The following is a 12498-nucleotide window of genomic DNA, read 5'->3' as shown; positions in this document are numbered from 1 at the left end:
ATTAAATTTTCGTTATGACGCGAATTATGCGCCGCTATGGCTTGGCGGCGGAGCGGCCGGCTGCGTGCCCTTGCTCTGATGCTTCAGCAAAGGCTGCTTTGAGCCGGTCGATGAAGACGTTTTCGGCGTCCGACATGACCTTGTTCGGCAGCGTGGCGATGACAAGCGTCCGGCGCAACACGGGCTCGACAAGACGCATGACCTTCAAGCCGCGTCGCACGTTGGGCGTGCTGACGGCCGATGCCGGCAGGATCGTCGCCCAGCCGGGGTTGCGCAGCAGCGCAAAGACCGTGGTCAGGGAATCGGTTTCCATCGCGGAAGACAGTGTGAGGCCGGCACGTTCAAGCTCAGTCTCCATCAGGATCCGTGTCAGGTTCTGCGACGAGGGCAGCACGAGCTTGAACTTGTCGAGGTTGGCGCAGGGCACGACATTGCCGCGCACCTTCGTGTCGCCCGACGCGACCAGAACCAGCTCTTCGGCGATAAGCGGTTGCAACTTCAGGCGCCGATCGCCCTCGATGAAGCTGATGATGGCCAGATCGAGCACGCCGCGGACCAGCCATTCGACAAGGTTGGCCGTGTATCCTTCATGGGCGAGGATCTGCATCTCGGGATGCGCTTTATGGTAGTCGATCAGGACACGCGGCACGATGTCGTGCGCCGCCGATGGCGGGATGCCGATCGATACCTTGCCGACGAAGCGCCCCGACGCTTCGACCAGCAGTTTGCGCACGTTGGCCATGCGCTCCAGGATGTCCAGACAATGCGGATAGAGGCGCTTGGCGATGCCGTTGGGATAGACGCCGCCTGAGCGGCGTTCGAACAAGGACACACCGAAGTCGGTTTCGATTTTCCTGATCTGAATGCTGACGGCGGGCTGTACGACGTTGAGCCGCCGTGCCGCCTTCGTGATGCTCTTCTCTTCAACGAGCGCCACGAAATACTGCATCTGCCGAAAATCCATCAATTCACTCCGGCCCGGTCGTTCCTTGTTTTTCTCGACGAGACACTAGCAGTCCACGCCATGCCGCGCCAATCGGCATGGAGGAGCAAAAAGCTCTGTGCTGTCGGTGACGGATGATCGCCGGGCGCCGCGATGCGTACGTCCAAGGAATCAACAATAAGCACTATCAACAACTTTTATTCGACGGCTGCAAAGCGAGCCGATAGTACTCAGCATCGGGTTTACTTCACCACTTTAAGCGGTATGAAGAGACAGAAATGCTCGATATTGAACGCAATCCCAGCGGCCTCGGTGCGCAAATCAAGGGGATCGACATCGCGAAACCCGTCAGCGACCAGGACTTCGCCGCGATCCTGAGCGCGCTGGGGAATTCGGGTGTCGTCTGCTTTCCGCAGCAGGTGATCGAGGCGGCGCAACTCAAAGCCTTCGCGGGCCGCTTCGGTACCCTCGAGATCAACGTCGCGAACGCCTTTTATGAACCCGGCCACCCCGAGGTCATGGTGCTGTCCAACATCGTCGAGGACGGCAAGCCGATCGGCCTCGCAGACGCCGGTCAGGACTGGCATACCGACATGTCCTACAGCCGCGAGATCGCCTACGCCAACGTGCTGTACGCCATCAAGGTGCCGCGTCGCGATGGCAAGGCGTTGGGCAGGACCGAATTTGCCGACATGCGTGCGGCTTACGATGAACTGCCTGGTGACCTGAAGACCAGGCTTGCCGACAAGACCATTACCCACGACTTCAACAAGTTCTGGGAGCACATGCGCAGCCAACCCGGCAGCCGGCGTCCGCCGCTCACCGAGGAGCAGCGTCGCCGCAAGCCACCCGTGTCGCACCCCGTGTTTCTGACGCATCCGGTCACCGGTCGTAAAACGCTCTATGCCAACCCCGGTTACTCGATTCGCATCAACGAACTCTCATCTCAGGAGAGTGACGAGATTCTCGATTTCCTGTTCCGACATCAGCTGCAAGCGAAGTTCGTCCATGCACATGAGTGGACGGAAGGCGATGTGCTGATGTGGGACAATTTGTGCACGCTTCACAATGCGCGGCCCGACTACGGGCCCGACGAGCACCGCCTCATCAAGCGGTGCCAGGTGATGGCAGACAAGATCCTCAATCCGGCCTTCGTGCGCACCGCGTTCGAGCGCGCCGGGTCGGCCGTGCCGCATTGACGGCGGGATGGTCGCATGGCGATCGCTGATCGCAGCGCCGTGGGTGATCGCGTCGGCGCCGGCCCATCGGCCGCCAGTGCGATGCCGGCCCGTTTGGCCAGGGCGCGTTCCATCGACGACGTGCGTGCGCTGGCGCAACGCCGCCTGCCGCGTGCCGTGTTCGACTTCTTCGACGGTGGTGCGGAAACCGAATCGACGATGCAGGAAAACCGCGCCGTCTTCGAGCGGCTGCGCCTTCTGCCGCGCACGCTGGTTGACGTCTCGCGCATCGATATGACAACGACCGTCCTTGATACGCCCGTCAGCATGCCCGTCGTGATCGCGCCCACCGGTGCGGCGGGCTTCGGTTGGCCCGGCGGTGACGTCGCGATCGCGCGTGCGGCGGCGGCCGCCGGCATTCCGTACGCGCTGTCGACCACGGCCACGGCGTCCATCGAACGGGTGGCCCGTGAAGCGCCAGGGCACCTGTGGTTCCAGGCCTACATCCTGCGGGAACGCGCCAACACGATGAAGCTCATCGAACGGGCGCGCGTGGCCGGATATGATGCGCTGGTGATCACGGTCGACCTGCCGGTCGGCGGCAAGCGTGAGCGCGACTTCCGTAACGACTTCTCCATCCCGTTCCGCTTCACGCCGCGCAATCTCCTTGATTTCGCGTCACGGCCGGGTTGGGCCTTGAGCGCTCTGCGTCACGGGATACCGGTGATGGAGAACCTCGTCGGCCTGGTGCCGGCGGCCGCCGGCGCGGTGGCCGTGGCCTCGTCGGTCGGGCGAAACTATGACCCGGCCTTCGACTGGGATGGACTAAAGGCGATCCGCGATGCCTGGCCGCGCAAGCTTGTGGTCAAGGGCGTCGTCCATCCCGAGGACGCGACGAAGGCGGCGGCACTGGGATGTGACGCCATCGTCGTCTCCAACCATGGTGGCCGACAGCTCGATGGCGGTATCGCTACTGCCGAGGCGCTGCCCGCAGTGGTGGCGGCCGTCGGGACGACGATGGAGGTCATGGTCGATGGCGGCATCCGGCGCGGCGCCAGCATCGTGAAAGCACTCGCGCTGGGTGCGCGTGCCGTGATGATCGGACGGCCAACCCTCTATGGTGTGGCCGCGGCGGGAGAGCCGGGCGCGCGTCGCGCGCTCGACATCCTGCTCGATGAATTCAAGCGCACCATGCAGCTGTGTGGCGTCCGGGATGTCGGTTCGATCGGCCCGGACCTTCTGGTGCGATCGCAAACAGGCCCAGGCGGGCTGAGCCCATAGCGCGAGGAGCATACGATGACGGATGGACCCAGCAACGGCATGTGGCCGAGCCCCTTCAATCAGCGCTTCAGCAGCGCGCTGGGTGCGTCGGGCCGCCAGATTCGCTTTGCCGATTGCACGCTGCGCGATGGCGAACAGCAGGCCGGCGTCGTGTTCGACAAGGACGCGAAGGTGCAGATCGCGCGGGCGCTCGATGCCATCGGCCTCTACGAGATCGAGGCCGGGACGGTCGCCAGCAGCGAGGCCGACCGCGAGGCGATCGCCGACATGGTGGGCATGAAGCTGAACGCCAAGATCAGCGTTCTGTGCCGCGGCCTGGTTGCCGATATGGACCTTGCTGCCGCCTTGGGCGTGTGGGGCGTGCGCCTCAGCTTTCCCATCAGTGTCCTGGAGCGCAAGCACAAGCTGAAGGGCATCAGTGACGACGACTACATCGGCCGTGCCCTCGAGCTGACCGCCTACGCGCGCCAACGCGGCCTGTACGTGGTTTTCAGTCCGTACGATACGACACGGGCGGAGCATCCGTTCCTCTTGCGCCTTGTCGGCGAACTGCAGCGCGCCGGGACTGTCGATCGCCTGCGCATCGTCGACACGACGGGGTGTGCCACGCCGGCTGCCATCGGTTTCCTGACCACGGAGATCCGTATGGCAGCGCCTGGCATGGATCTGGAAATCCACTGCCATAACGATTTCGGCCTGGCGTGCGCCAACACGCTGGCGGGAATCGAGGCGGGTGCCGACTATGTGTCGGCAACCATCAACGGTCTGGGGGAACGCTGCGGTAACGCCGCGATCGAAGAGATCGTCATGGCCCTGGAGGTGCTCTACGGAGTCCGCACCGGACTCGACCTGCGGCAACTCACGGCGATCTCGCGGCTGGTGTCGGGCTTGAGCGGCATTAACGTGCAGGTGAACAAGGCAGTTGTCGGAGAAAACGCTTTTCGCCACGAGGCCGGCATGGTCGTTGCCGGGCTGCTCGAGGATCCGTTCACCGCCGAGGCCTATCAACCGGAAATCGTCGGACAGCGTCGCGGTATTCTCCTGGGCAAAAAGAGCGGGTTGGTGTCCGTAGCCTACAAGGTGAAGGAATTGGGCCTGGATCTTGGCGAGGGCCGCTTTCCTGACCTTCTGAACGCCGTGAAGCGGGAAGCGGTCGTGAAGCGTCGCTCCCTGACGGACCAGGAGTTCGCGGCGCTGGCGAAGGATGTCGCCAGAGAGGTTCCGGCGGCGCGCGCCTGAGGCACGACACCTCTTGCATGGTGACTTCTCCCCGCACAGGCGGGGAGAAGGGAAAACAGCGGTGCTTCAGTCAACGACCGCCTGGTAGACGAGCTGCTTGAACAGACGCCGGTAGTGGCCGCGCAAGGGCCCCGGCGACTGGGTCATGTAGACGGCGGCGATCTGCTCCTTGGGGTCGATCCAGAAGAAGGAGCCGGCGAAGCTGGTCCACAGGAATTCGCCTGATGATCCCGGTTCGCCGACGATGCCATCCGATCGCCGGACGGCGAAGCCGAGGCCGAACGTGTAGCCGGGCGTGCCGAGCAGGGCCGTGACCGGCGCCACCATGTCGTCGATGCGGGTGCCCAGGTGATCGGCGGTCATCAAGCGAACGGTCGTCGGGCTGAGCAGGCGCATGCCGTCAAGCTGGCCTTTGTTCAACAGCATCTGGGCGAAACGCAGATAGTCGGTGGCGGTCGACGCGATGCCGGCTCCGCCGGAGTCGTTCTTCGGCGGCGTCGACATGTCGAACAGGATGTTGGGCAGTCCGGTGATCGGATCGACGGGCAGGGGCTGCGCCAGCTGGTCGATCTTGTTCTTCGGCACCCAGAAGCTGGTGTCAGCCATCTTGAGCGGCTTGAACAGGCGCTCGTCGAGAACCTCGGACAGGCGCTTGCCGGTGGCAGCTTCGAGAACGCGTCCGAGGACGTCGACGGCGATGCTGTATTCCCACATGGCGCCGGGCTGCGTGGCCAGTGGTGCCTTGGACAGGCGCTCGACCTGCTCGTCAGCGGTCATGCCGCGGATGTCGAAGTCGGGGCCGCTCTGCGCGACAAACCCGGCCTTCACATAGGCATCCCTGACAGGCGTGTTGGTGGTCAGCTCGCCATAGGCAAGTCCCGCCGTGTGACGCAGCAGGTCCTGAATGGTGATTTCGCGTTCGGCCGGCACCATCGTGTAGGTGAGCCGGACGAGGGCAGGGTCGATCTTCGGCACGCTGACGACCATTCTTTTGAAGGCCGGCAGGTACTTCGATATCGGATCAGCCAGCTGGATGGTGCCATCCTCGACCAACGTCATGGCCGCGACCGATGTCAGCGACTTCGACATCGAGTAGACGCGGAAGATCGAATTCAGGGACATCGGCCGCGCGGCGTTCTTGTCCTGGAAACCAACCGCCTCGGCGAACACCAGTTTCCCCTTGCGCGCGACCATCATGACGGCACCCGGTAGCTTTCCCTGGTCGACATCGCGCTTGAAGATCGCGCTGATGCGCGCCAGGCGCTGCGTCGACATGCCGACCTGCTCCGGCGGTGCCTTCGCCAGGTCCTGTCCGTTGTCGGCGTGCCCGACCTGCGGCGCAATGAGAACCGTCGCCACGCTCAGCATGGCGGCGAGCGTGACGCGCCGCGTGCGTGTGGATTGCCACCCGTTCAACGTTGCCTCCCTCGAAGTCAGTGGATGCAAACGTTTGCATAAAAATTTGCATTGATCAACGAATTCTTGGATCGGCGGATGGAAAAGTGCTTTAGATAGATAACTAAAGGGAGCTTGAGAGGCCCCTTTGCATGCAAACGTTTCCATTGGAATGAACTGCATCAAGCGATTTCACCATCAGCTATTCTCCGTGAACGCCATCGACACAGAGGATTGACCCAAGATGTCCGGCACGCAGCCATTCGAACCCGGCGGTTATCGTTTCATACCCGCGGTTTTCCAGTATTCGAGCGGTGTCGCCGCGCTTCCCGGCTTTGCGATCCGGCGCGTGCGGTTCAAGAGGCCGATGGCCATGGCGCAGGGCTTCGCGGCAGTCGAGCAGATCATTCGCCGCGCCGGCCGACCGCTCACGGCCTTCTGTGCCTGCGAGTTGCGATCACCAAGCCCGGTTTCCGATGCAGGCTTCAAAGCCTTCAACGAGCAGTATGTGGTCACGCTGGGGACGTGGGGCCTGTTCGATGGGACGATCAATCCCGTGGCGCGCAGCAACGTCTGTCCTGAACGCGATGCGCCGGCGACGCCGTCGTTTCATGCTTTCTCATACACCGTCGCGGATGCCGCGGCCGCGGCCTCGTTCGTGATCGCCGGCAGCGCCGAGGCACGCGGCGGGTCTGCGCCCTATCGCGAGCGCATCGTTGCCTACGGCGACACCAGCCCTGCGGCGCTCCGGGAGAAGGCCAGCTTCGTGCTGGACGAAATGGAGCGCCGGCTCGGCCTGTTTGACTTCCACTGGCCCGACACCACCGCAACGCACGTCTACACGGTGCACGACCCGCATCCCTTCATGGAGACCGAAGTCATCCGGCGCGGCGCGGCACATGCCGGGATCGACTGGCACTATTGCCGGCCGCCGGTGATCGGGCTGGAGTACGAGATGGATTGCCGTGCGGTTCACGCGGAGGCGGTTGCGTGATCACAGCGCGTTTCTGAGATCGGCCTCGACGGCAAGAGCGGCCACCAGGGCGATGTGCTCTTCATAGGGGCGGGCGATGACCTGAACGCCGATGGGCAGGCCATCCTGATTGCCCGCCGGCACGGCGACAACCGGCATGCCGGCAAGACTGAGCGCGTGGCTGTGATTGAAGCCCTCATAGCGATCGTAGTCGCCAGGAGCGATTCCCCACGGCGGCTGCCCATGCCGCGGTGCCGGTCCCGTTGTGACAGGGCAGATCAGGATGTCGTAATCATGCGCGAAGGCACGGTAGCGGCGCCGGAAGTCAAAGAGCCTCTCTTGCAGATCGAAGAAGTCGGTCAAGTGCAATGAGCTGCCGAAGGCATCGAGCAATGCCTGGAGCTGTGCGTTGTGCTTGCCGCCGGCCGGCGCGAGATCGTGCCGCATGCGATCGCCACCGTCGGCTCCGGCGGCCATCAGAAAGAGCGCTGTGGCCTCGGACAAATCCGGTGGCGTGACGCGCTCGACGCGCGCCCCCCGTTCCGCGAGCAGAGCAGCAGCGCGCTCGACCGCCGCGGCCGTTTGTGGGCTCACGCGTGCAAGACCATCGTGATCGTAGAACCCGATGCGAAGGGAACGCACATCGACCCCGTGCGGATCGCCGAGCGGGGCGGGAACCGCGTAGGGATCCATCCCATCGGGACCGGAGATCACGGGCAACAGCAGGATCAGGTCTTCGACATACCGTGCCATCGGCCCGATGCACATCAGGTCCCGATAACCAGTCTCCCGGGTGCGGGGCCAGCTGCCCGTGTCCGGAACCCGGCCGACGGTCGGCCGGATCCCCACCGTGCCGCAGTAATGGCTGGGCACGCGGATCGATCCGCCGCCGTCGAGCCCCAATCCGACGATCGATGCATCCGCGCCCAGCAAGGCACCTTCGCCGCCGCTGGAACCTCCCGCCGTTCGTTCCGGGTCATGGGGATGGCGCGTACGGCCAAAGAGCAGGTTGTCGGTCTCATAGGAGGAGGAATACTCGGGGACATTCGTCTTGCCGACGATGATCGCGCCGGCGGCGCGCAGTCGGGCGACGCTCGGGGCATCACGCTCGGGGATGAAATGCGCCCGTGCGTGTGAGCCGCCAGTGCATGGGTAGTCACAGGTCTCAATCGAATCCTTGACCGTTACCGGCAAACCCAGCAGGGGAAGGGCGGAACCGCTTCTGCGCAACGCATCCGCGCGGCCTGCCTGCTCAAGGGAGCGTGTCCAGTTTTCGGCGACCAGCGCGTTCAGTCTTCGGTTTGCCGACTGCATGCGCTCGGCAACCTTGGTCATGAGCTCAACTGCGGAAATCTCGCGTCTATCCAGTTGTCGCAGCAGTTCCGCTGCCGACGGCTGTTTCCGCTGGGGGCTGGGCTGTACGGTCGCTTCGGTCACGCTGTTATCTCGCTCTGAGTCAAGGCCCGGCGGGACGGCATCCGACACCGCCGGGCACGATCGCGACGACTGTATGGTGCTTACTTCAAGTCGATACGGAAGTGCGTGAGCTTCAAGGTTTTGATCAACCAGCTCCCGCTCTGCTTTTCGTAGGTTTCGTCATAGAGGCCATAACCGTGCAACTCGGGATGCTTCGAACTGTCGGGAAACCACCAGACATCGGCGTAGGGATTTTTCCGCGGGAACTGGAGCAGGTGCTCGAGGTGCCAGTATCCACGTGCCGTCGTGGGAGATGTGATTTCGATCTCAGGCATATGCCCCTGATGGGCGGTGACGACGCCGGTCAGGATGGTCTCCTCCCAACGCCTGACGTTGGCGGCGCCTCGTTGCATCCAGTCCTTGTCGACAATCTGTTCGGCACGAACAAGGAGATCGCCGCTCTTCAGGATTTCCTTTGTCACCTGATCGCGCGCGAAGATTGCCTCGCGCAGGTCGAAAACCACGTCAGGCGTGAAGAGCTTTTCGAAAGCATCCCAGTTCTTCTGATCCATCAAGCGAAAGTAGCGGGCCTTCAGTTGCTTGATGTCTTCGATGGCCAGCAGCCGCTCAACGGCCGCTTCAAGATCTTTCACGGTGCTCGTCACGTCTGTCTCCTTTTCAGTTGGTTGTCACCTGTTCCACTGCTCTTCGGCCTGGCTAGCCTGGAACCTCGTTGCGCATCCGGCGCCGAATCGCCTGTATCCACAGGCTGTCGGCATGGCGCGTTTCTATCGCCGTATCGAAATGATCGTGTCCCTCCAGAACCAGGCGCTCCACGGGAACACCGCGGGCGCTGAGGGCGGCAGACATCTGCTCGTTGTTGTCGATGATCGAGGGTATGTCCCGGCTGCCGTAGGCGAGCAGGAACGGTGTCTTGCTGGCGCCGATCTGATGGAACGGACTTGCGGGAACAGCATCCTGGCCCGGCACGAACAGCACCGACTGATGGCGATGCTCGATGCTGCCGGGTGGCGGGTCGCCGAAGACCATGTTGAAGCGGCTGCTGACGGGAAAGCACGCTTGTATTGCCGTCTGCGGCACACCTGCGGCGGCCAGTGCGTCGACGCGAAGTGTCGCCAGCGCCGTCAGATGCCCGCCGGATGAATGGCCGCCGACGAACAGCTTCTCCGGATCGCCGCCGAACCCGGCGATATGATCGTAGGTCCACCTGATCGCAGCGACGCAGTCATCGAAGGGTGCCGGGAAACGATGGACGGGCGCCAGCCGGCACGAGACGGACACAAACACCGCAGGGAACGCCGTGATCGCCGGCGCCAGCAAGCCCACCCATTCCTTGTATCCATTCGTCCAGCCACCGCCGTGAATAAACAAAAGAACGGGTAGGGCCTCTCGGGGATCTGCCCTCGGTCGATAGACATCCAGAATCTGTCGCGCGTCAGCGCCATAGGCGATGTCGGTTCGGACGTCGCATTTTCCGATGGCGTCGAACGACAGCTGAAGGGCGCGCCGGGAATAATCTTCTGCTTCCGGAGGGTAGATCGGCGGCTGCTCCGGCAGGAATTCGAATGTCATGTCCTATGCCTGGTTCTCTGGCGGGAGTCGGGACGGTTTGTCATGATTTCCATATTATGGTTATTAGTCCATATAATGGAAATAGAGTTAGCCAGGGTCGGCTGTCAAGCGTATTTGCTGGCGTGTGAAGTGCGTGTAGCGATGACGGGATGACGTCCGCGCGCAGGCCATGCAGAGGTGGGCGGACGTGTTGTGCCCACGAGTTCACCGTGCAAATAGGGTTCGTCGAACAGAGTGAAATGAATGTCCCAACCTGAAGTACGCGCGCGCAAGTCGCGCGCGAAAGCTGCGAAGTCGCCGGCTGTTGTCGACGATCTCAAGTCCGAACCCGGCGGCACCCAGGCAATCGATCGTGCCTTGGCGGTGCTCTTTTCCTTTACGGCAGACCAGCCGATCCGCCGCGTTCCCGAACTCACGGAGGCGCTCGGCCTTAACAAGAGCACGGTGTATCGGCTGCTGCAGGCGCTGGGGGCCGCCAATCTGGTGCGGCGCGAGGATGACAGCGGCAGTTACAAGCTGGGACCTGCCGTGCTCGACCTGGCAAACTGTTTCCTCTCCACCGTCGACCTGGGAGGCGACGCTCGTCCGTTCCTGCAGGCCTTTGCCATGCAGTCCGGCGAAAGCGTCACTCTGGCGATCCTCGATGGCCTCGACTCGATCAGCATCAGCCAGGTGCGCGGCAGCAAGACGCCGCAACTCGTCTCACGATTGAGCTCGCGTATTCCCGTGTATTGCAGCAGCAGCGGGAAAGCGCTCATTCTCGATCACACGGACGAACAGGTTTATGATCTGCTCGCGCGGTCGGACATGCGAGCGCTGACGGAAAACACGATCACGGATCCGAAGCTGTTCGTGCAGCAGCTGAATCGCGACCGTCGCCAGGGCTGGACGCTGAATGACGAGGAGTCCGATATCGGCATGCGGACAGTCGGCGCGCCTATTCGCGACCATAGCGGAGCGATCATCGCCGCAGTCAGCGCATCGGCGCCGACATTCCGACTGTCGAAGGCCGATGTGCCGACGTTCGCGCGAACGGTGAAAGACCTCGCCAGTGAGATTTCAACCGCTCTTGGTGGCGGTAACACGTTCCAGCCCACAAAGACTTAGTGCCTGCCACGACCCTTCGCTTCGCCCAGGATGGCGACGGTCGCTGTCACGTCTCGCATCACGCAGCCTGAGCAAGGCGCGGCTCGGCTCCCTTACCTCTCACTTCCGCCTCCTCGAACTCGGCGGCCGCGATGGCGCGGTCGAGGGCGGCGCGCAGCGCCCTGGCAGTCTCCAGCGTCAGCTCGACGCCGGCGCGTGCGCCGGGGTCGAGGTCGGTGTTGATGAAATCGAGCGTGATGACGTCGCCCAGCGGCGCGTGGCGCGCGTGGTCATAGGTCACCACGGCCTGGGCCAGCGGGAACCAGTCGTCGCCGCGTTTGGCCATGCCTTCGGCGCGCGCGATCTCCACGATGGATGTGCACATATCAGGGATCCTACTTCGCCAGGTGTTTGCCGAAGAAGGCGAATACCTTGCTCCAGCCATCCATGGCCTGCTCGGGGCGGTAGAGCGGGCGGTGCCAATAGAAGAAACCATGGCCGGCGCCGTCGTAGCGATGGAATTCGTATGCCTTGCCGTGCTTCTTGAGCTCGGCCTCATGCTGGTTCACCTGCTCCGGGCTCGGCGCGCGGTCGTCGTTGCCGAAGAGGCCGAGCAGGGGGCACGAGAGGTCCTTCGTCATCTCGATCGGCGCGACGGGCGTCTTGGCGTTGAGTTCTTCCTGGCCCATCACCACGCGGCCGCCCCAGAGGTCGACGCAGGCGTCGACGTCCTTCTTCTGGCAGGCGTAGATGAACGCGTGCCGGCCACCGGAACAGGAACCGAGAAGGCCGACCTTGCCGTTGTGGCTCGATTGCGCGCGCACCCACTGCACGGCTGCCGCGGTGTCGCCGACCATCTGGGCATCGGCAATGCCGCCCTCGGCGCGGACTTTGGCGGCGACGTCATCAGGGTTGGCCTGGCCGCCCTCGCGCTCGTAGAGATTGGCGCAGATCGCGAGATAGCCGTGATGCGCGAACCGGCGGGTTGTCTCGATGTAGAGCTCGCTCCAGCCCGGCAGATGGTGAATGAGCACCACGCCGGGGAACGGCCCCGGGCCGGAGGGCTTGGCCACGTAGGCGGTGACCGGGGCTCCCTTGTCGCCGTTGATGGTCACGTTTTCGCAGGTCATGCCTCGGTAGAATGACATCGGCCTTCTCCATGGGCGACGAAGATGCGCCACAGGGGACGGACTGTGAGCCAGAGATACCGGCCTCGGCAATGTCCGCGCGCACGTGGCATCCCTGGGATGCCAAAAGCGTTTGCGGCCGACCGACTTGCCGCCCGAACCTCACCCGCCGCGGGCGCGACGTCCGTTCGCATGACCTGGACTCATGACTTGTAGAATATTCATCATCTGGAGCGGCATGCTCTGTGTGCCACGGTACCCGTCGAA

12 protein-coding genes are annotated in these 12498 nt (G+C 63.3%); 5 read left to right on the top strand and 7 right to left on the bottom strand.

Annotated features, from left to right (window positions below; genetic code table 11):
* Nucleotides 1-34: 34 nt before the first annotated feature.
* Nucleotides 35-964, bottom strand: coding sequence for a LysR family transcriptional regulator (locus FQU96_RS07020; protein WP_146540159.1), 930 nt, complete (start codon nucleotides 962-964; stop codon nucleotides 35-37).
* A 257-nt stretch (nucleotides 965-1221) separates the two neighbouring features.
* Here FQU96_RS07020 and FQU96_RS07015 point away from each other — a divergent pair, with 257 nt between their 5' ends.
* The 3 genes from FQU96_RS07015 to FQU96_RS07005 are packed head-to-tail and all read left to right on the top strand — an operon-like array spanning nucleotide 1222 to nucleotide 4641.
* Nucleotides 1222-2142 (top strand): TauD/TfdA family dioxygenase, encoded by a 921-nt coding sequence (locus FQU96_RS07015; protein WP_146540158.1) that lies wholly within the window; start codon nucleotides 1222-1224, stop codon nucleotides 2140-2142.
* A 15-nt stretch (nucleotides 2143-2157) separates the two neighbouring features.
* Nucleotides 2158-3402 (top strand): alpha-hydroxy acid oxidase, encoded by a 1245-nt coding sequence (locus tag FQU96_RS07010; protein WP_255467888.1) that lies wholly within the window; start codon nucleotides 2158-2160, stop codon nucleotides 3400-3402.
* A 15-nt stretch (nucleotides 3403-3417) separates the two neighbouring features.
* A complete protein-coding gene (locus tag FQU96_RS07005; RefSeq protein WP_146540157.1) occupies nucleotides 3418-4641 on the top strand; it encodes a hypothetical protein in 1224 nt (407 codons plus the stop codon).
* 66 nt (nucleotides 4642-4707) lie between these two features.
* On the opposite strand, the gene FQU96_RS07000 is transcribed toward FQU96_RS07005, so the two are convergent.
* Nucleotides 4708-6219: a serine hydrolase gene (locus FQU96_RS07000; protein ID WP_218574635.1), complete on the bottom strand. Its 1512-nt coding sequence runs from the start codon at nucleotides 6217-6219 to the stop codon at nucleotides 4708-4710.
* A 61-nt stretch (nucleotides 6220-6280) separates the two neighbouring features.
* Here FQU96_RS07000 and FQU96_RS06995 point away from each other — a divergent pair, with 61 nt between their 5' ends.
* Entirely contained in the window at nucleotides 6281-7030 is a 750-nt protein-coding gene (locus FQU96_RS06995; protein ID WP_146540156.1) for a hypothetical protein, read from the top strand.
* Here the strand turns inward: FQU96_RS06995 and FQU96_RS06990 are convergent, their stop codons facing one another.
* From FQU96_RS06990 to FQU96_RS06980, 3 genes are all read right to left on the bottom strand, one after another.
* Nucleotides 7031-8446, bottom strand: coding sequence for an amidase (locus FQU96_RS06990; protein ID WP_146540155.1), 1416 nt, complete (start codon nucleotides 8444-8446; stop codon nucleotides 7031-7033). It abuts the gene before it with no gap.
* 80 nt (nucleotides 8447-8526) lie between these two features.
* Nucleotides 8527-9090 (bottom strand): nuclear transport factor 2 family protein, encoded by a 564-nt coding sequence (locus tag FQU96_RS06985; RefSeq protein WP_218574634.1) that lies wholly within the window; start codon nucleotides 9088-9090, stop codon nucleotides 8527-8529.
* 52 nt (nucleotides 9091-9142) lie between these two features.
* Complete coding sequence (locus tag FQU96_RS06980; protein ID WP_146540154.1) at nucleotides 9143-10018, bottom strand: alpha/beta hydrolase; 876 nt, start codon at nucleotides 10016-10018, stop codon at nucleotides 9143-9145.
* Nucleotides 10019-10261: 243 nt separating this feature from the next.
* Between FQU96_RS06980 and FQU96_RS06975 the strand changes: the two genes are divergently transcribed.
* Nucleotides 10262-11125, top strand: coding sequence for an IclR family transcriptional regulator (locus FQU96_RS06975; RefSeq protein WP_146540153.1), 864 nt, complete (start codon nucleotides 10262-10264; stop codon nucleotides 11123-11125).
* A gap of 58 nt (nucleotides 11126-11183) precedes the next feature.
* Here FQU96_RS06975 and FQU96_RS06970 read toward each other — a convergent pair whose 3' ends face one another.
* Together FQU96_RS06970 and FQU96_RS06965 are read right to left on the bottom strand one after the other, a co-directional pair.
* Nucleotides 11184-11489, bottom strand: coding sequence for a DUF6295 family protein (locus FQU96_RS06970; protein ID WP_146540152.1), 306 nt, complete (start codon nucleotides 11487-11489; stop codon nucleotides 11184-11186).
* 10 nt (nucleotides 11490-11499) lie between these two features.
* Nucleotides 11500-12324, bottom strand: coding sequence for a dienelactone hydrolase family protein (locus tag FQU96_RS06965; RefSeq protein WP_370461350.1), 825 nt, complete (start codon nucleotides 12322-12324; stop codon nucleotides 11500-11502).
* Nucleotides 12325-12498 lie beyond the last annotated feature (174 nt).

The organism is Reyranella sp. CPCC 100927 (assembly GCF_007859315.1).
Lineage (GTDB): Bacteria > Pseudomonadota > Alphaproteobacteria > Reyranellales > Reyranellaceae > Vineibacter.
This window is presented reverse-complemented; position numbering and strand designations above follow the sequence as displayed.

Bases quoted from the DNA above. Each gene is read 5' to 3' on its own strand.
- FQU96_RS07015 (WP_146540158.1), top strand. From the start codon at position 1,222: ATGCTCGATATTGAACGCAATCCCAGCGGCCTCGGTGCGCAAATCAAG.
- FQU96_RS06980 (WP_146540154.1), bottom strand. From the start codon at position 10,018: ATGACATTCGAATTCCTGCCGGAGCAGCCGCCGATCTACCCTCCGGAA.
- FQU96_RS07010 (WP_255467888.1), top strand. From the start codon at position 2,158: ATGGCGATCGCTGATCGCAGCGCCGTGGGTGATCGCGTCGGCGCCGGC.
- FQU96_RS06995 (WP_146540156.1), top strand. From the start codon at position 6,281: ATGTCCGGCACGCAGCCATTCGAACCCGGCGGTTATCGTTTCATACCC.
- FQU96_RS07020 (WP_146540159.1), bottom strand. From the start codon at position 964: ATGGATTTTCGGCAGATGCAGTATTTCGTGGCGCTCGTTGAAGAGAAG.
- FQU96_RS06970 (WP_146540152.1), bottom strand. From the start codon at position 11,489: ATGTGCACATCCATCGTGGAGATCGCGCGCGCCGAAGGCATGGCCAAA.
- FQU96_RS07005 (WP_146540157.1), top strand. From the start codon at position 3,418: ATGACGGATGGACCCAGCAACGGCATGTGGCCGAGCCCCTTCAATCAG.
- FQU96_RS06975 (WP_146540153.1), top strand. From the start codon at position 10,262: ATGTCCCAACCTGAAGTACGCGCGCGCAAGTCGCGCGCGAAAGCTGCG.
- FQU96_RS07000 (WP_218574635.1), bottom strand. From the start codon at position 6,219: ATGCAGTTCATTCCAATGGAAACGTTTGCATGCAAAGGGGCCTCTCAA.